This window comes from Variovorax sp. dw_954 (genome assembly GCF_018449755.1).
In the GTDB taxonomy this organism is placed as follows: Bacteria; Pseudomonadota; Gammaproteobacteria; order Burkholderiales; family Burkholderiaceae_C; genus Variovorax.
In genome coordinates this window covers 163,060-182,997 of record NZ_JAAVVD010000004.1, presented here as the reverse complement: position 1 = coordinate 182,997, position 19,938 = coordinate 163,060, and the positions used below count along the sequence as shown (strand labels likewise).

The following is a 19,938-nucleotide window of genomic DNA, read 5'->3' as shown; positions in this document are numbered from 1 at the left end:
TCAGTCCAGGGGATGAAGCAGCAGGCGCAGCGACATCGTCGGCGCCAGCGGCAGTCGAAGCGGGGCAGTGCTGCCGCGCGCCAGCGCCTCGAACACCGGGAGCGCGTCGGCGATGGAGTTGGTGTCCAGGACTTTCGCGGCAGGCGAATGCAGCGCGGGCACCTGCGAGGGGCCGGGCTCCAGCGACCAGTCGAACGAAGCCACCGCGCGCTCGGTGCGCACCGGCGACACCACGAATGCCGTCGCCATCAGGCCCCGGCTGGTGGTGACCGAAGCCAGCGGGCCGACGGCCGGCACGTCGAAGCCGACCAGCAGGATGGCTTGCTGGTCCGCCGCGCATTGGGTGGCGGTTTCGAGCAGCGCGGCGGCGAAGCTGGTTTCGAAGGCGCTCACCGAGTTGCTGGCCGCCATGCAGCCGGTGCCGATGCTCCAGTAGCCGACGGCGGCGTTGTGCACCGAGTTGTGGAACTTGGTGGGCGACAGCACCGACGGATCGGTGGCGAGCGTGCTGCACATGTAGTCGTTGATGCCGAGGTCGCCATGCGCGGAGGCGAAGACGCAGGGCAGCGCTTTCGCGTCGCGGCCGGAGGCGGCGACTGCAGCGGTCGCGACTTCGAGCGCGAGCGCCACGGTGTCGGGCGCGCGGCGGCGTTCGGCGGGTGCCAGCATTTGCGGCGACGGCCGCTTCGCTGGCGGATCCGTCAGCGCCCCTTCCTCGCGGAAGGCGGCGCGCGCCAGATCCCAGCCGGGCAGGGTAGGCGCCCAGAAAGCCGGGCCTTCGATGTAGAGGGTGGGCGGCGTGATGGCCGTTGCGCCGTTCATGGGTTCGCTCACGCTGCCACTCCCTTGCCGAAGATCAGCGCGCAGTTGTTGCCGCCGAAGCCGAAGGAGTTGGAGAGCGCATACCGGACGTCGCCGTGCTCAGGCCCGCGCTTGATCTGCGGACCGAAGCCGGTGCCCAGTTCCTTGCAGTTGACGGTACCGGGCTTCAGGCCGGTCTCGATGGCCAGCAGGCTGATGACCGCTTCCACGATGCCGGCGGCGCCGAGCGTGTGGCCCGTGAAGCCCTTGGTCGAGCTGGCATGGGCGCTCGCCGGAAAGCGCCGCGACACCAGCGCGCCCTCGACCTCGTCGTTCTTCATGCTGGCCGTGCCGTGCATGTTGATGTAGTCGATGGCGTCGGTGCCGACGCCGGCGCGTGCCAGTGCGTCGTCAAGCGCATGTTCGGCGCCGAGCCCTTCGGGATGCGGCGTCGACATGTGGTGCGCATCGCTCGATTCGCCATAGCCGCGCAATTCGAGCGCGCCCGGCCCGCGCTCCAGCAGCGCGAAGCCCGCGCCTTCGCCGAGGCTGATGCCGTTTCGCGCGGCGTCGAAGGGACGGCAGGGCTGCGGCGACACGAGTTCAAGCGAGTTGAAGCCGAACAGCACGCTGCCGCAGAGCGTGTCGACACCGCCGACCACGGCCGCATCGACCAGGCCCAGGCGGATCAGGCGTTCCGCGGAGGCGAACACCTTGGCGCTGGACGAACAGGCGGTCGAGATGGTTTCGCAAGGACCTTCGAGTTCCAGCACCTGTTGCACGAACATCGCCAGCGAATGCGGCGTGTGCACGGCGGCGCGGCGCTGCTCGGGCGGGAACTGGCGGTCTGCGGTCAGCTGGGTGTACGCGAACTCGGTTTCGCCGATGCTCGAGGTCGAGGTGCCGAGGATCAGCGCGATGCGCGCCGCGCCATGACGCGCGCGCGCGGCGGCCACTGCCTCCATGAAGCCATCGGCATGCAGGCCGAGCCAGGCCAGCCGGTTGTTGCGGCAGTCCCAGGCCGCGAGCGGCTCGGGCAGGCGGATGTCTTCGAGGCCGTCGACGCGGCCGATCCATGTGGGCAGCGGGGCATCGCCGAAGTCATTGGCGCGCAGGCCGCTGCGCTCTTGTTCGAGCGCGGCGAGCAGCGGCGCCTTGCCGACGCCGAGCGCCGAGGTGGCGGTGAAGGCGCTGATGTGAAGTGGCGGAATCCTGGAGGGCACGAGGTAGGAGGTAAAGGGGAAAGCCGGAGGGAGGTAGCCCGAAAGGGTACCAGTTCACGAAGGCTTTCTGCGTGGGTGTTTTGCCATACCCAAGGCCCCGGGCTCCCGATCAGTGCGCCATGATGCCGAGCCTCTTCCGAGGCGCATGAAACCAGTGCGAGCGCGGCGAAGGCGCGTTCGGAGGTGGGTTTCAGGCTGCGGGGGAGAGGTAGCCCGGGTATTGGTCCGGCCGCAAGGCGGGCAGGTTGGCGATTCGCGGGATCGTCACCTCGGCGGCCTGTTGCAGGTGGTAGCGCAGCGCCTCAGCCGCGCGCTGGGGGTTCTGCTCCATCAGGGGCGTCAGCACCGACAGATGCTGCAGCATCGACTGGCCGATCTGCTCCGAATCGCCGTAGCGCTCGATCGTGTAGTGCGTGGCGATCAGCGGCATCTGGCTTTCCTGGATCACCTTGACCATCTGGGCGTTCGGACAAAGGTGGATCAGGTCGACGTGGAGGTCGCGCTCGATGTGGTCGAAGCCGGCGGCGTCGAGCGTGGCCGGCGCCTGGATGGAGGCGATGAGCCGTTGCCAGCATTCCTCGATGCGGGCCTTGCCCATGCGTGGATACGCCAGCAGCAGGGCCTCGGGTTCGAGCAGTGCGCGCAAGGTGTAGTGCTCCTGCGCCTTGGTTGGGGTCAGCGGCTCGACATACCAGCGGGCATTGCGGTCGCGCGACACCACGCCCACCTTCTCCAGCCGCGTGAGCACGTCGTGCGCCACCGTGCGGCTGATGCCGAAGTGGTTGGCCAGGGCGGTCTGGTTGACCCAGAAGCGGCCGAAGGCCATGCAGGATGCGATCGCCTTCTCGACGCTCGGATAGATGCGGTCTGCCGTGGTCGATGAGTCGAGGTGGTCTTCGTCGGCCGTGACCAGGCTGAGCCCGGCTTCGCGCAAGTCCATGCGCAGCGCCTCGGGCGACGGCGCGTCGTAGCGCACCAACAGGCCGCGGCCGTCATGCGCCACCAACAGGCCATCGTCAGCCAGCCGTTGCAAGGCTGCGCGCGCCGGCGTGCGGCTCACCGAGAGCTCCTTGGCGATGTTGGCCTCGCCCAGCACCAGGCCCTCGGGCAGGCGGCGCTCCTCGATGTGCCGGCGCAGCACGCGGTAGACGGTGTCTGCCAGCAGCGGAGCGGACGAACTTTCGGGTGGCGTCACGGGGGCACGCCGCGGTGGGAGCGAAGTCCGTCGAAGTGAGGGGCTTGGTTTTGTATCTTGCACGCTGAATCCAATATATACGCTGGTCTCTTGACTTTGTACAGAGGACAACTCTGGCTCATGAAGCGTTGATGTAAACGTACATGGCATGTAAAGTACGTTTACTCCAGAATTCATTCCGCAAAGGACCGTCTCCATGGCCAAGATCGTTTCCATCGAGGTGCTCAAGGTCGACCTGAAGCCCAAGGTCGTCCGCACCGATGCCGTCCAGAGCTTCGAGTGCCAGGAGACGCCCATGGTGCGCATCCGCGACGCGGACGGCGTGGTCGGCACCGGCTACAGCTACACCATCGGCACCGGCGGCTCGTCGGTCATCAAGCTGATCGACGACCATCTGGCGCCGATGCTCCTCGGCCGCGAAGCCGGAGAGGTCGAGAAGATCTGGCGCGACATGTTCTATCGCGTGCACGCCACCACCGTGGGCGCGATCACCTCGATCGCCATGGCGGCCATCGACACGGCGCTGTGGGACCTGCGCGCCCGCAAGGCCAAGCTGCCGCTGCACATCGTCGCGGGCGGCGCCAAGAGCAGCATTCCGCTCTACTACACCGAAGGCGGCTGGCTGCACATCGAGCAGGCGCAACTGGTGGAAGAGGCGCTCAAGGCGAAGGAAGCCGGCTTCGGCGGCACCAAGCTCAAGGTCGGCAAGCCGCATGTGGGCGAGGACGTGCGCCGCATCGCCGCCGTGCGCGAGGCCGTGGGCAACGACTGGGACGTGATGACCGACGCCAACCAGGGCCTGAGCCTGGACGAGGCGATCCGCCGCGCGCGCTGCTTCGAGCCCTACGACATCGCCTGGTTCGAGGAGCCGATCCACGCCGACGACGTGCTGGCGCACCAGCGCCTGTGCGCCTCGACCACGGTGCCGATCGCGGTGGGCGAATCGATGTACAGCCTGTCGCAGTTCAAGGACTACCTGCAAAGCGGCGCCTGCTCCATCGTGCAGACCGACGTCGGCCGCATCGGCGGCATCACGCCGTGGCTCAAGGTGGCGCACATGGCCGAGGCCTTCAACGTGCCGGTGTGCCCGCACTTCCTGATGGAGATCCACGTGGCGCTGTGCTGCGCCGTGCCCAACAGCCGCTGGCTGGAGTTCATCCCGCAACTGGACCTGGTCACGCACACCGGGATGCGCGTGGAGAACGGGCAGGCGATTCCGTCCAGCGAGCCTGGACTGGGCATCGACTGGGACTGGGACAAGCTGCAGCACCACACCGTCCACCGCAAGCTGCACAGCTGAAGGGTCGAATCTTTCTACTGCGGATCGACGGCGGCTGGACGCTCTGATCAGCCCTTTTCGGAAGCGGTCCGCGCCCTGGAAGCCAGCGCCACCAGCACCAGCACCGGCACGCCCAGCAGCGCGGTGGCGGTGAAGAAGGTCGAGTACCCGTAGCTGTCGACGAACACGCCCGAATACCCCGCGATGAACTTGGGCAGCAGCAGCATCATCGAGCTGAACAGCGCGTACTGCGTGGCCGAATAGTTGATGTTGGTGAGGCTCGACAAGTAGGCGATGAACGCGGCCGACGCGATACCGCCCGCGAGGTTGTCGGCCGACACCACCGCCACCAGCGCCCGCAGGTCGTGCCCGCGCGTGGCCAGCCAGGCGAACAGCAGGTTGCTGGCCGCGCTGAGCACCGCGCCGAGCATCAGCACCCGCATCACGCCGAATCGCATCGACAGCACGCCGCCGACGAATGCGCCCACCAGCGTCATGATGACGCCGAAGATCTTGCTGACCGTGGCCACCTCGTCCTTGGTGAAGCCCATGTCGACGTAGAACGGGTTGGCCATGATGCCCATCACCACGTCGCTGATGCGATAGATGGCGATCAGCGACAGGATCAGCGCGGCCTGCCACTTGTAGCGGCGGATGAAGTCGGCGAAGGGTTCGATCAATACGCTTTGCAGCCACTCGGCGGCATTCTTCGTCGGCGCGAGCACGCGGGGCGCCGGCTCGGGCGACAACAGGACCGTCAGCACGCCCACCGACATCGATGCCGCCATCACCAGGTAGGCGGTGCGCCACGCGGCGTTCTGGTAGCCGGCGGCGTCGCTCGCCTCGGCCCATGCCGCCACCCACAGCACACCGGCACCCGCCCAGATCATCGCGAGGCGATAGCCGGTCTGGTAGGCCGCGGCGAGCGCGGCCTGCTTGCGCGTGGCGGCCGATTCGATGCGGAAGGCGTCGAGCGCAATGTCCTGCGTGGCCGACCCGAAGGCCGCGAGCAACGCGCACCAGACCAGGGGATGCAAGCCGTCGCGCGGGTCGTTGAGCGCCATGCCGACCAGGCCGGCGACCACCAGCCCCTGCGCGAACAGCAACCAGCCTCGGCGCCGGCCGAGCAGCGTGGTCAGCGGCGGCAGCGGGAGCCGGTCGACCAGCGGCGCCCACACCCACTTGAAGGCATAGGCCAGACCGACCCAGCTCAGGAAGCCGATGGTGGCGCGGTCGATGCCGGCCTCGCGCAGCCGGAAGCTCAGCGTGCCGAGCACCAGCAGCAATGGCAGCCCCGCCGAGAAGCCCAGCGCGAGCATGCGCAGCGTGGCCGGTTCGAGGTAGACCTTGAGGGTGTCGCGCCAAGGGAGCTTGCGATCTTCCGAGCCCCCAGCGCCCGGCTGTGCCCGGCCCGCCCCTCGCGGGGGATCCAGTCGCGATGGCAAAGCCACATCGACTTGTGAAGCGGGAAGGGTGGGGTCGGCGGAAGGTAGGGACATGAATGGCGAGCAGGGCGTGCTGACTATTATTCCCGCATGTGTTCACGCCGCCATTTCAATTCCACCGGCAATCCCGAAGGTCCGCTGTTCGCGCGCCGCGCATTCCTGCTCGCGGGAGGTGCCTCCATCGCCGGGCCCGCGCTCGCGCAGGTCAATGTCGGCGAGGCATCGATGGCGCGCAACCTGGTGTCGGCGGACGAGATCGAGCAGGCCGGCACGCAGCAATACAGCCAGTTGATGGCGCAGGCTCGTGCCAAGGGCGCGTTGGCCGGTGACGGCAATCCGCAATTGCAGCGCCTGCGCGCCATTGCGGCGCGGCTGATTCCTTTTGTCGGCCAGTGGAATCCGCGCGCCCGTCAGTGGAAATGGGAAGTCAACCTGATCGGCAGCAAGCAGATCAACGCCTTTTGCATGCCGGGCGGCAAGATTGCCTTCTTCACCGGGATCATCGACCAGTTGAAGCTCACCGACGACGAGATCGCGATGGTGATGGGTCACGAGATGGCGCATGCCCTGCGCGAGCACGCCCGGGCGCGCATGGCGAAGAACGCGGGTACGGGCGCGGCGCTGTCGATCGGCGCGCAACTGCTGGGCCTGGGCCAGATGGGCGACCTGGCGGCGCGCGGCGCGACGCAGCTCATCACGCTGAAGTTCAGCCGCAATGACGAGACCGATGCCGACCTAGTGGGGCTCGAGATCGCGGCGCGCGCCGGTTACGACCCGAAGGCCTCGATCACGCTGTGGAAGAAGATGGCGGAGGCGAGCAAGTCGTCGGGCGGGTTGAGCTTCCTGTCGACCCACCCGAGCGGCACCGACCGCATCAAGATCCTCGAAGCCAACGTGCCGAAGGTCGAAGGCCTCTACCGCGCTGCAAAGCGCTGAGCACCCCGGTCAATAACGCGGCGGCGGGTCGGGCACGTAGCTCGCCTGCGGGTTCTGCGGGAATGGCCGCGGCGGGCGCGCCTGGCGGTCGTCCGGGCCGGGAATCACGCCCATGCGGATCAGGTTGGCGCGGCTGTCGTAGCGCAGTGCAATCACCTCGTCGGGCGTGCTGCGTGCGCGCACGAAGCGGGTGTGCGTGACGATGGATTCCTCGCGCTGGCCGTGGCCGGTGCCCAGCTTCTGGTCTTCCAGCGGTGCGCGATCGCGGCGGGCCAGCGTGGAAGGCGCAGCCGCGTCGTTGGCGGCGCCAGCGGCCGATGGCTGGGGGGCGCCGGCCGGTGCTTCAGCGCGTGCAGAAGGCGCGGCCTCGCTTGCGGCGCTGCTGTCCTTTTGCATCGGGGCCGGGATCATCGGTGGCCTGGGCATCGGGCGCGGCTCGGGCCGCCGCTCGCCGAACACCGCAAGGCCGATCACACCGAGGTCGAACGGGCGTCCGGTGCGCGAGGCATAGGCGTCGCCGGGCGCGGTGAATTCGAAGGCCGCGACTTCGCGATCGCTCTTGCGCCATCCGTCGATCTGGCCGGCGGCACGCGCGCCCAGCACGTAGCCGTCCTGGTCCCATCCGGCGGTCTTGCCATTCAGCACGTTGATGCCGTCCACCGACATCACGACCAGGATGCGCTCGCCGCGCAGGTTGCGCAGCGTGACGCCGTAGCGCGCACCGGTCCGGCCGGCCACGTAGCGCTGGCCGTCGGCGGCTGTGTAGACCGGGAGCGTTGCGCCGCTGTCGCGGTCCTGCACCTCGACGCGCAGCCAGCTCGAATCCGGTTGCGATCGCGACCATGTCGGCATCGCGCAGGCCACCAGCAGGCCCGCGGCGGGCAGGCCGAGCAGCAGGCGGCGGTTCAACAGGCCGGCCGCGCAGGGCGGCAGGGCGGCGACAGGATGGGACATGAAGGGCTCCTCGCAGGCCGGTCGACATTGACCGTGGGAGCTTGTACGGGCGGGCCTGTTGAACGGGGTTAATCGAGGCGCGCGTGCCGGGGTGGTAAGACCCATCAAGGGGCTGGCCGGAGGGGCGCAGGCTGCCCGCCTGCAAATTCCCGGTACTTCTGCGCAACGGGTTCGGCGCCTCCTCAAAAGGAGGCAAAAGGTTCTCTCCCCGCGAAGTTAGACTCAGCCTCCAAGACACGGGCCGCCCCCGGCACCGTGCGTATCAGGGAGAGAAGTCATGCAAAAGCCGATGCCAGTGGCCGGCATTGACGTTGCGAGCGTCTGGGCCGAACTCAGCCAGGCCAACCGCCTGTACCGGCTCGAATCCGGCGGCAGCAACCAGTCCACCTCCATCGATGCACTGCGCGTCGAAGGCTGGGTCCAGCGCGAAGCCATCAGCGGCCTGTTCCAGTTGCGTATCGTCTGCCTGAGCCTGGACGCGCACCTCGCCCACAAGGCCCTCGTCGGCGAATCGCTCACCCTCCTCAGCGTCCTGGCCAACGGCCAGGTGGTGCGCCGCAGCGGTCTCATCCGCGCGGCCGAATCGCTCGGCGCAGACGGGGGCCTGGCCCGCTACCGCCTCACCGTCGTGCCCGCCCTCTGGCTGGCCACCCAGCAAGCGCGCAGCCAGGTCTTCCAGCGCCGCACGGTGGGCGACATCATCGAGCAGATCCTCGCCCCCTACGCGAGCGACCTCGCCTGGGACTTTTCCCCCGAAGCACACGGCTTCCTCGCCGACGCACCCGAACGAACGTACTGCACCCAATACCGGGAAAGCGATTTCGACTTCTTCTCCCGCCTGCTGGCCGAAGAAGGCCTGGCCTGGCGTATCGAGGAAGACCCGTCCGCCCCCCTGGGCCACAAGCTCATCATCTTCTCTGCCAACGAGCAACCGGCCGACCCTTCCTCCCCCATCCGCTTCCATCGCAAAAGCTCCCAGGAACAAAGCGACGCCATCCAGGCCCTGGGACGACGCCTGCGCCAACCTGTCGCGCAGGTCCACCTGAGCACCTGGCACGTCGACAGCAAGCGCCAGATCAACGGCGCAGCTCCCACCCGATATCCGGTCGGCGGCCCGCACGCCCCGCGCCTCGAATACGACGACGTCCATGGCCTGAACGACCAGGCCCGCAACTGGAACGATGGCCGCACGGTGCAGCGCTACGCCGACCTCCTCATGGAAGCCGCCGAATGCCGCGCCGACATGCTGCTGGGCCACAGCACCGTGCGCACAATGCGCGCGGGCACCCGCATCGAGATCACCCAGGCCCCCGCCCTGGGCCTGGCCAAGCCCCCGCACCTGCTGCTCGATGCCGTGGAACACGTGGGCATCAACAACCTGCCGCGCGACACCGCCGCGTCGATTGCCGCTCAGCTCGGCGGCCTGCTGCCGTACCTTGTCTTCGATACACCGGGGACGAACACGCACGCACTCCATGGCGTCACCGCTGAAGCCGATATCTTCGGCCTCGTACCCATGGGCCGTAAGGTCCAGTCATCCGACCCAAGCGAAGCCCGTCCACGGCCCAACTTGCAGGTCAACTCCCTGCCCGACATCCAGCCCGACCCCCGCTCCCTCGCCACTGCCCAGACCACCGGCTACGCCAACGCCTTCACCGGCGTACACGAAGCCCGCCCCTGGCGTCCCGCAGTCCTCGCCGCCAACGGCGCCCGCCTGCACAGCAAGCCGACCGTGCACGGCGTCCAGAGCGCCATCGTCGTCGGCCCCGCTGGAGAAACCAGCCCCAGCGGCGCCGACGAGCTCTACTGCAACGCCCGCGGCGACATCCGCGTTCGCTTCCACTGGCAACGCCCGGAGGAAGCCCGCGACGACAACAAGACCACCCGGTGGGTCCGCAGCGCCCAGCGCCAAGCCGGCCCCGGCATGGGCTGGCAGTGGCTCCAGCGCATCGGCCAGGAGGCGCTCGTGCGCTTCGTCGACGGCGACATCGATCAGCCCATCGTCGTCGGCGGGGTCTACAACGGCCGCGGCGAAGGCGGCGCCGCTCCCTCCCCCGGAGGCGAAGCGAAGGCGGAAGGCAGTACCAGCGTCTTCGCCCAGGCCAGCGACGCCGCCGCGAGCGGGCAGGCCAACCTCGCCAACGGGGAGTCCACCGGCAACGCGCCCGCCTGGCACGGCGCCAGCGCCGACGCCAAGGGACACCGCAATACGGCAGCGCTCACCGGCTTCAAGACCAAGGAATTCGGCGGCGCGGGTTTCAGCCAACTCGTCTTCGACGACTCCGACAGCCAGTTGCGGATTCAACTGCACGCCAGCACCGCCCACAGCCAGTTGAACCTGGGCCACCTCATCCACCAGAAGGACAACTACCGCGGCAGCTTCCGCGGCCAGGGCCTGGAACTGCGCACCGATGCCTACGCGTCGCTGCGAGGCGGCAAGGGCGTCCTGCTGAGCACCTACCACGGCCAGGGCGGCACGACGCTGGAACCCACCGGTGACTTCGCCCCCGGCATGGCCTTGATGAAGCAGGTCAGCCAACTCGGCCAGGCCCTGAGCGGTGCCGCCAAGACCCACCTCACCGTGCAGATGGCCGGCCACGTCGGCGCGACGAAGCCCGACGAATCCATCCTCGACAAGGCCAGGGCCCCTTTCGCGGCCATGCAGCAGGCCGTCAGCGGCATGGTGGCCGGCCAGAGCCTGGAAGATGCCAGCGCCGACGCGGCTGACAAGAACACATCGACGGGCAAGGACAAGGTCCCGCATGCCACGGACGCGGTGATCGCGATGGCGGCCAAGGGCGGGCTGGCGATGGTAGCCGGGCAGCATGTGCAGATGGTGGCCGGCGAGACCGCGACTCTCGCGACGGGAGGCGACCTGAACTTCGCATTGACCGACGTGCTGCGCATCCACAGTGGCCAGGCCATCGGCGTCCTCGCGGGTGCGCAGAAGGCCGATGCGGAGGCAGGGCTCGCCATCATCGCGGCCCAGGACGACCTGGACTTCCAGGCCCAGCACGATGAACTCAAGGTGCAGGCGAAAGACAAGCTGAAGATCGCCAGCACGTCGAAGACCGTGGAGATCGCTGCCAAGAAGAAGATCAGGGTGGCGACCGCGCAAGGCGCTTCGATCGTGATGGAGAACGGGGACATCACGTTTCAGTGCCCGGGGACGATTACGTACTACACCTTGCAAAGGAAGTTGGCTGGGCCGACGAACAAGGCCTATTCATTGCCGTCTTTCTCGAAAAGCGGGTTGCCGCCAGAGAAGCCAAATTTCGGCCTGACTCTCAAGGACATCCCCGGCAAGCAAGGAGTTCCATTGCCGGATCGTGAGTGGTCGGTGGTCTTGCTGAAAGGGGCGGTTGACCCTGAGGACAGGCTCATGGCCTTGAACCGAAAAATGTGGCGCGAGTCGATGGCAAACGGCGTGTCGACAGCGCAGGGCGAATGCGTGCTGAACGAGTACCAGAGAAAGAGCATTTGGGCCGCTGTGCAACGTGGGAGCGGCGCGGTGTGGCTGGTGTCGGGCGCCAATGCAACGCCGCTTGCCTTTGACTCGTTCACAAGCGGTCTCGGTGACACGGAACATCGAAAGATCCTGGACGCCCTCAACTACGCACCCACGTCGCAAGAACTTCAATCCGATGTTCAGAAAGAAGTTTCCCGTGCATGGGTCGAGCAAGACTACGAGTGTTCGCTCAGGGCGGCCCCGAAGACCGAAATCAAGGCCTGACGCATGAATGCACCACTGCCCCAGCAGGCGACCCTGTCGCTCGATCTCGATACCAAATTGGCCGATTCAGGTCAGTACTTTTGCAACGAACGGCAGTTTGCCCTGCCGATGCCTGGCAACAAGGTGGAACGCCTGGATTCCGGCGCTGAGGCGTTCGCGCAGATCCTGAAAGCAATGAAGTCAGCGGAACGGTTCATCTGGATCGCCGACTGGCAGATGGCCTTTGATGTCGAACTGGCTCAGCGTGGCGAAAAGGGTCACCCGGGGCGATTGATCGAAGTCATCAAAAGCATCGTCCAAACCAAGCCAGTGCAGATACGGGTGCTGCTCTATAGAAGCTTTGCGGACGCGATGGCGCCGGGCACTCGCGATGGCATGGTCTCGAGCCAGATCAACGCAATCAACAACAACAGCTATCCAGGCAAGGTCATCGTATTGCTTCAGGCTCCGACAAGCGCCCAGCAGGATTCGATCGACTATTCCCATCACCAGAAATTTGTAGTCATCGATGGCAATACAGGATTTATCGGCGGCATTGATCTGAGTTACGGCCGCTATTCGACACCAGAGTTTGACGTCGTGGTTGACCCATCCCGCTATGTGCTGAACGAGATGTACAACCCGTGTGCGACCAAGCTCCGCGGCATGGCTCCTCATGAGGAGGAGTTGGTAGCGCAAGGTTTTTCAAAGTCCTACGAGAACCTGATCGACGAAGGGTGCCAACCGCGCATGCCATGGCAGGACGTGCACATAAAGCTCGTGGGACCGGCGGTCGTGGACATGCATCGAAATTTTGTGAGACGGTGGAACGCCCGTGTCGGTGTCGGCGCCTATTTCACGCGAGGCAGATCGGTCGGCCGTTCTGCCTTGCCTGATTTCAAGCGCGAGTCCGTCAGCAAGCCCGGCCGGATCGATATTGCTTGGCTCGAAGCCTGCGGCGGCGCTGGCTTGCTTCGCGACTCGCAGAATTCCAAGCCGGGCGGGGCGACGGTGCAAATCGTGCGGTCAGTGTCCAATCGGCATCTGGCACAGGAATCCTTGGAGGGTGTCCCTGACGATGTCCAACTGTTTCAGGACAAGACCTTGGGCGCACGAGTGGGGAGAGGAATTTTGGAGTGGCGAACCGAGCATCAGGCCAACATCCTCAATGCGATGGTCAACTGCATCCGCAGCGCCGACTGCTACGTCTATATCGAAACCCAGTTCTTTATCTCCAGGTTCGGTACTGCATGCGGTGGCAAGGTCGACAGCAGCAAGGCCGGCAATGAGAACGACGGGATCAAAAACACCATCGTGGATGTGCTTGCGGAGCGCATCGAGGCGCACATCGCCGCGGGCACCCCGTTCCATGTGTATTTGGTGCTGCCGGTGCATCCCGAAGGCGCAATTACGGATGGCTCGGTCTGGAAACAACACTGGCTGGCGCTCGCAACGATCCACCACGGCGAAAAGAGTCTCATCGGGCAGATCAAGCGTGCGATCAAGAAACATACCGGCCAGAACGAGGGCTGGAATCGCTACCTGACGGTGCTCAACATGCGCAGTTATGGGGTAGCGGTGCAATATGCGCGAGACCCGAAGACGTGGCGCGAGGACTTCTCGCGCGAGATTGGCCGGTACGTCATCACCGAGCAGGTCTACATCCATTCCAAGCTGCTGATCGTTGACGACGCGGTCGCCATCGTAGGAAGTGCCAACATAAATGATCGCAGCCTGACGGGCAATGGCGATACGGAAATCGCTGCTGTTGTCGTGGACAACGATGGCATAGAAGTCAAGGATCTGGGCGGAGCTCACACAGTACCGACGCGCAAGTTTGCGAGGGAACTGCGGCGCAGTTTGTGGGAGAAGCACTTCGGGTTTGCTTTGGACGACAAAAAATACTTCGAATCAACCAAGCGTGCAGAGCGTGAGAATTTGAACTTGGAGCCGATTCAGCAGAATCCTCCGAAGCTGAAAACCACACCAAAGAAATTCAGGGATACCACGGACGTCGACTGGCAAACAGTACTAGATAGGCCGTGTCACCCGGCATCTGTGAAAGCCATTCAGACGATTGCCGAAGGCAACGCTCGTGCCTTCGAAGCTGTCTTTCCGCAAATACCTCGCAACAGCATGCGCGGATTCGAGGATGTCTTGGCCTGCTACAACCAACCCTATCCGGCAGCAGCAGCAGGTGACGCACTGGATCGATTGAATGTCTACGAAAAGCAACGAGCGACATGGGAGCCCCCAAAGGAAAGTGCGCGTTCATTGGGCATCGGGTCAGCGACCAATAGACCAATTCTCCAGCGAATCGAAGTCCAGATCGAGCGCATGAGCGAGGAGTTTCGTGGCGTGGTGCCCCCGCTATGACCTCGAACTTGATGCCGAACCAGCGAGAGAGCCTTCGCATACCAAAAAGCGATTTCGCCCATCGCTATGTGACCTACGAACGCAGGACAGTGCACGACATCGACAAGGCGATCGGCCATTTAAAGAGCAACGTTTGCGGCTTCTTTGTTCTGATGCCGCTCAATTGGGGGGAAGGCGCAGACGTGGACGGCGGTGTCTTCAAGTACAAGTCCATCGACATTGCCCAGGACAACCACCAGACCTTGCCTCGGGAGGGCGGACACACATGAGAGCAACAATCGGCATTTTTTTCAAGTTGGCTGCGATCGCAGTGATGCTGATCTGCGGCCCCGTGATGGCGGCCTGCAACAATCCGGCAAATTGGTTGGAATCACCCAAGGTAGGAGTGAAGATGCTGATCGGATATCAACAGTCGTTATCTGGTACACAGTTTGCAGGCGATCCTTCCAGTGGCCAGAACTTCCAACCTTTTGCTCCCCCACCGCCCCCCGAAATGCTCGAAAGGAGCGATGGGACGTTGCCCGCGAACACGGAAGGCTGGATTTCATATTACGAACTTGATTCGAAAGGCAATTGGAGAATTTGCCGCCAAGAGAAGTGGCGTGCGAGGGATGAGTCGACGGATCCATTGAAGATCGCTCAAACGGCGAAGTACCAATCCGGCAATGCGAGTCTGCGCCCGCTTATGCAGTCTCACTATTTTGGGAGTGCAACGGTCTTTCTATATGACAAGGTTGGGAGAATTCAGGAGACTTTCAAAGTGTTGCCCTTGCCAACGGAGACATTTGACCGTCAATGCTTTCGTTACAACGTAAAAAACCAACTACTGCTCTACGTTGCGGCCAACACGCGCGACGTTTGCCCCACGGGTGATCCTGACCTCAAGGACTATTGGCGCGCGTTTCGCTATGCCGACTACAAGGGCGAGCCCGTGACTGTTTGGGCGCAGCAGCATTACGCCAGCAAAGACGGCACGTGGGAAGATCGAATTGATTTTGTCGGTCCCTTAGACGATGCGCAGCCCTACACCGGCTACGCCAAAGTCGAATCAGGCAAGGGCTTGGTAGAAATCCTGGGTGGTGTGCGAGTTGGGCCCAAAGACCAAAGCGACAACACCAAGTACCCGTATGACAGTGGCAAGTTGCCTCCCATCGAGTATTACTTCACCAAGCAGCCGGTCCCGGCATCGGTTCTCACCGACATGGAGCAACTCTACCGGCATGACCGCAGGCGCGAAACAGATGTGCTTTCAGGCGTCAAGCTGGTGGAGTTCTATCCGGCAAACGTGCATGTTCTGCGCGAGCGCTTCTATACCGGTTTCGACCGAACCATTCGCCAGGAAAAATACGATGACCAAGGCAGGCTCAAGCGCGTCATCAATCTCGGCTTTGTCGGCAAGTACAAGAACAGCGGCGGCTTCTACGATGAAAGGCTGAGTGGCCTTGTCGGCTTGAAAGTCAAGACCAACAAGCTCCACTATCGCGTCTGGGACTACGACGATGCCGGCAATCCCGAGCTGGTCGCCATTGGCTGGAATACCAAGCTTGGCTCGGCCATGCGCAACGAGCGCCTGGACGATGCCGAGATGGCCTACGGCACCCCTGACGGGGTGGTGAAGTGGAAGACCAAGGAGGAATTCTTCAAGGCCTTTGACTTTGATGCGTGGGCCATGCGGGCCTACCCTGAGTTGCCATCGGCCCCAAGATAGGCCAAGCGTGCACCGGGCCAGCGGGCCACAGGGCCATCGTCCCCTGCACGTGGAGCCCTCGCCTCGGTCGTTTCAGTTATATGCAACTGACAACTCCATCGTTCCCCAAAGTCCCGGCCATCCGCAGAATCCGCCCATGCTTTCCCCCGTTCGCACCGAAGACTTCGCCGCCGATCCGCAGGAGCGCCATTCGTTGGGCACCGCGTTGCGCGACCTGGCGCTGAGCATCCTGGTCGTCGCGGCCGCCGCGTTGATCGGGGGCTTCCTCTCAGGCACCGTGTAAGCAAGCCGCGCAGTCCCGCGTCCCTCGGCAGCCAGCGCGCTGCCGCCTTAGACTTTCCCGCATGACCGCCATTGCTTCCATCCCCGCGCAGGCCTTCGAAGTCCGCCGGCTCGACGCGCCCGTGGGCGCGGAGATCATCGGCCTCGACATCTCCAGGCCTATCAACGACGCCGACTTCGCCCGCATCCACCGCGCGCACCTCGATCACCATGTCGTCGTGTTCCGCGACCAGGACGTCTCGCCCGAGGCTCACATCGCCTTCAGCCGCCGCTTCGGCCCGCTGGAGATCCATGTGCTGCACCAGTACCACCTGGAGAACCATCCCGAGATCCTCATCGTCTCCAACATCAAGGAGAACGGCGAGCCGATCGGCCTCGGCGACGCGGGCGCGTACTGGCACTCCGACATCTCGTACAAGGACAAGCCCAGCCTCGGCTCGCTGCTGCACGCGCAGGAGTTGCCGAGCGAAGGCGGTGACACGTTGTTCGCCGACCAGCATCTGGCCTGGGAAGCCTTGAGCCCGTCGATGCAGCAACGCCTTCTGCCGCTCAAGGCCGAGCACAGCTACCTGGCGAAGTACGAGGAACTGCGCTCAAAAAACCCGTGGCGGCCGAAGCTCTCGCAGGAGCAGATCGACAAGGTCGCGCCGGCCATCCAGCCCGTGGTGCGCACGCATCCGGAGACCGGCCGCAAGGCGCTGTTCGTCAGCGAGCATTTCACGACCGGCATCGTCGGCCTGCCGAGGGATGAGGGCGATGCGTTGCTGGCCGAACTGTTCGCGCACAGCGTGCAGCCCGAGTTCGTCTACCGCCACCAATGGAAGCCGCACGACCTCGTGTTCTGGGACAACCGCTCGCTGATGCACCTCGCGGCGGGCACGCCGGATGAACTGCGGCGGAAGCTGTATCGCACGACGATCCAGGGCGATCTGCCGTACTAGCCCCGCTAGCGACGACCGCCCCGGAAGCCACCCCCGCCGTGGAAGCCGCCACCGCCGCCACCACGGAACTGCCCGCCGCCGCCGCCCCATGAGTGGTCCATGCCCATGGAGGACTGGCGCAGGTTCTGCGCGCGTTGCCCGCCGAAGTCGCGGGCGTTGAGGTCGCGGTTGAGTTGCTCGATGCGGGCACTGTTGGCGCCCGCACCTCCCGCAGCCGTCCCGCCGGCCCCGCCGCCCGCGCCAGCAAATCCCGCAGCACCCGCAGCACCCGCACCGCCCTCGCGCATGGCCGGTCCGCTCGCCGACGACCAGCCGCCACCCTGCGTGTGCTGCTGCCACCCATCGCCGGTGTTCCGGTAGACGTTGCCGTCCTTCCCCGCATAGACGTCGTTGCCGACGCGCGCGACGGTGCCGCCGCCTTCGCCCGTGGCACGTGCGTAGCCGGTGACATTGCCGGTGTTGGGGTTGTAGACCGCGCCACGCCCGCCCGACACCTCGTTGCCCGTGTACGCATTGCCCGCCGTGCCGCGCCCCCCGACCGCGACAGCACCGCCCGGCCCGGCCGCCACGCCGCGCGCACCTGCCGCGTAGTTCCCGGCGTAGACATTGCCGACCGCACCGCGCTGCCCCGCCGACGCGATGCCGGTGCGCGAGTTGTAGGAAGATCCGACCTGCCCGGCCCAGGCATTGCCGGTCCAGGCGTTGTAGCCGCCGCCCACGCGCGACACGCTGGCCCGTGATCCCCACTGGCTGTAGATGTTCCCCGAGTAGCCCGCCCATCCGCCCGGCCCCCACGCGACGGCGCCCCCGCGCGGCCCGAAAGCCGCGCCGCCCCACACCGGCGCCGCCCACGGCCCCCAGTAGGGGTAGGGCCCCCAGCCCCAGCCCGTCGCCACGGTCGCTGCGCCCCAGGCCCAGCCCAGGCCGAAGGCCACCGCCCAGCCGGTCCACGGCGTGTACGCGACCGCGGCGCCATAGCCGTAGGTCACCGGCGCGCCATACCAGTAGCTGCCGATCCACGGGTCGTAGTAGTAGCCCGTGCCGTACACCACCACGCCGCTGACCGGGTCCACGTACGAGCCCATGTAGCCCGGCGAGTAGCCTGTGTAGACGACGTCGGGCGTGGCCTCGTAGATGCGCACGAAGGTCACGTAGTGCAGCGGTGAACTCGACGGGATCGCATAGATCGCCGCCGGCACCGAGCGCGCGACCGACCATGGCCCCGTCACCGAGCCGCTGGTGAACCACACGCCGTTCTCGACCGCGTAGAAGGCGTTGTCGCTCACGCGGATGATGGCGGTGGGCGAGTTGGCGACGTAGGACAGCGCGGTGCCTTCGATGGGCTTGAACACCGGCGCGCCGTCGAAGATGGGTCGCTTCAGCGCAGTGCCTGAAACCTTCACCGCCGCCGTCTGCGGCACCGATGCCGCGATGACCGCCTCGCGCGCCTGCGAGGTGCCGGCGATCGAGGCCTTGACGTTCTCCTTCGGGCTGTCGTCGGGGATCTGCGCGAACTCCGGTGGCAAGGCATTCGCCGCCACGTATTCCCACGGGCCCGCCTCCGATGCCGCACGGAACCAGCGACCCGCGACCAGCACATAGGTGCGGTTGTCGAGCATGTCCTTGAAGATGTTGCCGGTCGTGTTCTCGACGTAGAGCAGCTGCGTGCCGGCCAGCGGCACGGGCCGCGCGGGCCCGTCGGTCACGATGAGTTCGGTGGGCGACTGCGCCACGACGATCGACGGCACCAGCCCCGACAGCGATGGCGCGGGCCGGTCGGCCGTGCTCTGCCCCGTCAGCGGGTCGATCGCATGCGCGTCGCTGGCCTGCTTGAAGGCGCGGGCGAGCGAGGCGGCGGGCGCGTTCAGCACCTGCCACGGCCCGGCCAGCGCCGGTGCGCTCATCCAGCCGTCGAACACCTTGAGGTAGTGCGTGCCGGTGCTGTCGCGCAGCACCAGCGGCCGGGTGTTGAGCACGCGCTGGAACGGCGTGCCCTGCATCGCGCCGTAGCGCGGCTCGCCATCGACGGAAACGAGGATCGCCGGCACGCTCGAGAACACGATGCGCGGCGGCTGGTTGCGCAGCGGCTGTCGTTGCTGCGGCCGCTGTTCCTCGGTGATCGACAACGCGGCCTCCAGCCGGTCCAGCGCGATGGTGCGCGAGCGGCCGGTGAGGTCCTTCGCGATCGCATCGCTCCATGCCTTCGTCTGCGCCGCGGTGGACGAGGGAAAGTCCACCTTGGCGAACTGCACGCTGTCGACGGTGACCACCCGCGTGCCCTTGTCGGTCAGCGTGCGCGCATTGAAGCTGACGATGCCGTAGCGCGTTTCCGGCCGGTCGGTGCCGATCTCGACCTGCACCGCCGAGCGACCCACCAGGTTGGCGCCGTCCCAACTGTCCAGTTGCGGCTCGAAGACGATGAGCGTGACGTTGCCCGCGGTCTTGATGGTGCGTGGCCAGCCAGCCTCGCGCCCGATGGCTTCGGCGCTCGCGACCTTGCCGGCCGCACGATCGCTCGCGTAGTTGCCTGGTGGTGCGGCGGATTGCGCACCGACCGGCAAGACGTGCGTCGCACCCGCGAGACCCGAAAGGATGGCGAGCGCAATGCGCCCGGACTTCTTGTTCATCGAACCCTTTTCAATTGGCATGGCCCAGGGTCACGGCGAGCGGCGGCCATTGGCTGGCCAGCGCGCCGACTCGGCCCAGGGGCCACGAATGTAGAGCGAAAACCCGCTCGCCCGGGCCCTCCGCAACGGTAACCGAATGCTTTGCTTGCCGCCCCCGACGACCCTCGCAAACCGAATCTGCATAGCCGAATTCCTTCTTTGGCTTTGCGGGCGCACCTTCGCAGAATCTCGTGACGCGCGGGCCGCCGGCCCGCTTCAGGTGGAAGTCACGATGACACAGCTTGCAGAGATTTCGCCCGTCGACCGGGCACACCGGGTGATTGCCGTCACGGCATCGGCCTGGCATGTGGCGCCGCGTGCGCCGCGTCGTTCGCTATCGATCCGCATGCTGAAGCGCCTGCGCTTCAATGCGCCCGCGAACGCACCGTCGCACGTGCTGCTGGCGCACTCGTGGTGACG

Annotated in this window: 15 protein-coding genes; 9 read left to right on the top strand and 6 right to left on the bottom strand. The window is 65.7% G+C overall.

Features of this window, described 5'->3' with window-relative positions:
* From HB681_RS09090 to HB681_RS09080, 3 genes are all read right to left on the bottom strand, one after another.
* Positions 1–834, bottom strand: coding sequence for a beta-ketoacyl synthase chain length factor (locus tag HB681_RS09090; RefSeq protein WP_345944650.1), 834 nt, complete (start codon positions 832–834; stop codon positions 1–3).
* Positions 831–2,024, bottom strand: coding sequence for a beta-ketoacyl-ACP synthase (locus tag HB681_RS09085; protein WP_213954476.1), 1,194 nt, complete (start codon positions 2,022–2,024; stop codon positions 831–833). The genes HB681_RS09090 and HB681_RS09085 overlap by 4 nt, the downstream gene beginning before the upstream one ends.
* Positions 2,025–2,214: 190 nt before the next feature.
* Positions 2,215–3,219 carry a GntR family transcriptional regulator gene (locus HB681_RS09080; protein ID WP_213954475.1) on the bottom strand — a complete coding sequence of 335 codons (1,005 nt, stop codon included), beginning with the start codon at positions 3,217–3,219 and terminating at the stop codon, positions 2,215–2,217.
* A gap of 196 nt (positions 3,220–3,415) precedes the next feature.
* On the opposite strand from HB681_RS09080, the gene HB681_RS09075 reads away from it, so the two are divergent.
* Positions 3,416–4,519 carry a mandelate racemase/muconate lactonizing enzyme family protein gene (locus HB681_RS09075; protein ID WP_213954474.1) on the top strand — a complete coding sequence of 368 codons (1,104 nt, stop codon included), beginning with the start codon at positions 3,416–3,418 and terminating at the stop codon, positions 4,517–4,519.
* A 47-nt stretch (positions 4,520–4,566) separates the two neighbouring features.
* Here the strand turns inward: HB681_RS09075 and HB681_RS09070 are convergent, their stop codons facing one another.
* A complete protein-coding gene (locus tag HB681_RS09070; RefSeq protein ID WP_256354200.1) occupies positions 4,567–5,997 on the bottom strand; it encodes an MFS transporter in 1,431 nt (476 codons plus the stop codon).
* 36 nt (positions 5,998–6,033) lie between these two features.
* On the opposite strand from HB681_RS09070, the gene HB681_RS09065 reads away from it, so the two are divergent.
* A complete protein-coding gene (locus HB681_RS09065) occupies positions 6,034–6,879 on the top strand; it encodes a M48 family metallopeptidase (RefSeq protein ID WP_213954473.1) in 846 nt (281 codons plus the stop codon).
* 9 nt (positions 6,880–6,888) lie between these two features.
* Here HB681_RS09065 and HB681_RS09060 read toward each other — a convergent pair whose 3' ends face one another.
* Positions 6,889–7,833, bottom strand: a complete 945-nt coding sequence (locus HB681_RS09060; protein WP_213954472.1) for a hypothetical protein — start codon at positions 7,831–7,833, stop codon at positions 6,889–6,891.
* Positions 7,834–8,110: 277 nt separating this feature from the next.
* On the opposite strand from HB681_RS09060, the gene HB681_RS09055 reads away from it, so the two are divergent.
* The 6 genes from HB681_RS09055 to HB681_RS09030 all read left to right on the top strand — a co-directional run bounded on the left by HB681_RS09055 (position 8,111) and on the right by HB681_RS09030 (position 16,852).
* Positions 8,111–11,566 carry a type VI secretion system Vgr family protein gene (locus tag HB681_RS09055; RefSeq protein ID WP_256354199.1) on the top strand — a complete coding sequence of 1,152 codons (3,456 nt, stop codon included), beginning with the start codon at positions 8,111–8,113 and terminating at the stop codon, positions 11,564–11,566.
* Positions 11,567–11,569: 3 nt separating this feature from the next.
* Positions 11,570–13,921: a phospholipase D-like domain-containing protein gene (locus HB681_RS09050; RefSeq protein ID WP_213954471.1), complete on the top strand. Its 2,352-nt coding sequence runs from the start codon at positions 11,570–11,572 to the stop codon at positions 13,919–13,921.
* On the top strand, positions 13,918–14,190 hold the full coding sequence (locus HB681_RS09045; protein WP_213954470.1) for a hypothetical protein: 273 nt from the start codon (positions 13,918–13,920) through the stop codon (positions 14,188–14,190). The genes HB681_RS09050 and HB681_RS09045 overlap by 4 nt, the downstream gene beginning before the upstream one ends.
* A complete protein-coding gene (locus tag HB681_RS09040) occupies positions 14,187–15,629 on the top strand; it encodes a hypothetical protein (protein WP_213954469.1) in 1,443 nt (480 codons plus the stop codon). Before HB681_RS09045 ends, HB681_RS09040 begins: the two co-directional genes overlap by 4 nt.
* 136 nt (positions 15,630–15,765) lie before the next feature.
* Entirely contained in the window at positions 15,766–15,912 is a 147-nt protein-coding gene (locus HB681_RS09035; protein WP_213954468.1) for a hypothetical protein, read from the top strand.
* Between the two features lie 61 nt (positions 15,913–15,973).
* A complete protein-coding gene (locus tag HB681_RS09030) occupies positions 15,974–16,852 on the top strand; it encodes a TauD/TfdA family dioxygenase (protein ID WP_213954467.1) in 879 nt (292 codons plus the stop codon).
* A gap of 5 nt (positions 16,853–16,857) precedes the next feature.
* Here HB681_RS09030 and HB681_RS09025 read toward each other — a convergent pair whose 3' ends face one another.
* Complete coding sequence (locus tag HB681_RS09025) at positions 16,858–19,479, bottom strand: autotransporter (protein WP_213954466.1); 2,622 nt, start codon at positions 19,477–19,479, stop codon at positions 16,858–16,860.
* A 271-nt stretch (positions 19,480–19,750) separates the two neighbouring features.
* Here HB681_RS09025 and HB681_RS09020 point away from each other — a divergent pair, with 271 nt between their 5' ends.
* On the top strand, positions 19,751–19,936 hold the full coding sequence (locus tag HB681_RS09020; protein ID WP_213954465.1) for a hypothetical protein: 186 nt from the start codon (positions 19,751–19,753) through the stop codon (positions 19,934–19,936).
* Positions 19,937–19,938: the final 2 nt, after the last annotated feature.

What these genes read in the sequence shown, in the direction of transcription:
- HB681_RS09075 (WP_213954474.1), top strand. Translation starts at nt 3,416, where the DNA reads ATGGCCAAGATCGTTTCCATCGAGGTGCTCAAGGTCGACCTGAAGCCC.
- HB681_RS09070 (WP_256354200.1), bottom strand. Translation starts at nt 5,997, where the DNA reads ATGTCCCTACCTTCCGCCGACCCCACCCTTCCCGCTTCACAAGTCGAT.
- HB681_RS09065 (WP_213954473.1), top strand. Translation starts at nt 6,034, where the DNA reads ATGTGTTCACGCCGCCATTTCAATTCCACCGGCAATCCCGAAGGTCCG.
- HB681_RS09060 (WP_213954472.1), bottom strand. Translation starts at nt 7,833, where the DNA reads ATGTCCCATCCTGTCGCCGCCCTGCCGCCCTGCGCGGCCGGCCTGTTG.
- HB681_RS09055 (WP_256354199.1), top strand. Translation starts at nt 8,111, where the DNA reads ATGCAAAAGCCGATGCCAGTGGCCGGCATTGACGTTGCGAGCGTCTGG.
- HB681_RS09050 (WP_213954471.1), top strand. Translation starts at nt 11,570, where the DNA reads ATGAATGCACCACTGCCCCAGCAGGCGACCCTGTCGCTCGATCTCGAT.
- HB681_RS09045 (WP_213954470.1), top strand. Translation starts at nt 13,918, where the DNA reads ATGACCTCGAACTTGATGCCGAACCAGCGAGAGAGCCTTCGCATACCA.
- HB681_RS09040 (WP_213954469.1), top strand. Translation starts at nt 14,187, where the DNA reads ATGAGAGCAACAATCGGCATTTTTTTCAAGTTGGCTGCGATCGCAGTG.
- HB681_RS09035 (WP_213954468.1), top strand. Translation starts at nt 15,766, where the DNA reads ATGCTTTCCCCCGTTCGCACCGAAGACTTCGCCGCCGATCCGCAGGAG.
- HB681_RS09030 (WP_213954467.1), top strand. Translation starts at nt 15,974, where the DNA reads ATGACCGCCATTGCTTCCATCCCCGCGCAGGCCTTCGAAGTCCGCCGG.
- HB681_RS09025 (WP_213954466.1), bottom strand. Translation starts at nt 19,479, where the DNA reads ATGAACAAGAAGTCCGGGCGCATTGCGCTCGCCATCCTTTCGGGTCTC.
- HB681_RS09020 (WP_213954465.1), top strand. Translation starts at nt 19,751, where the DNA reads ATGACACAGCTTGCAGAGATTTCGCCCGTCGACCGGGCACACCGGGTG.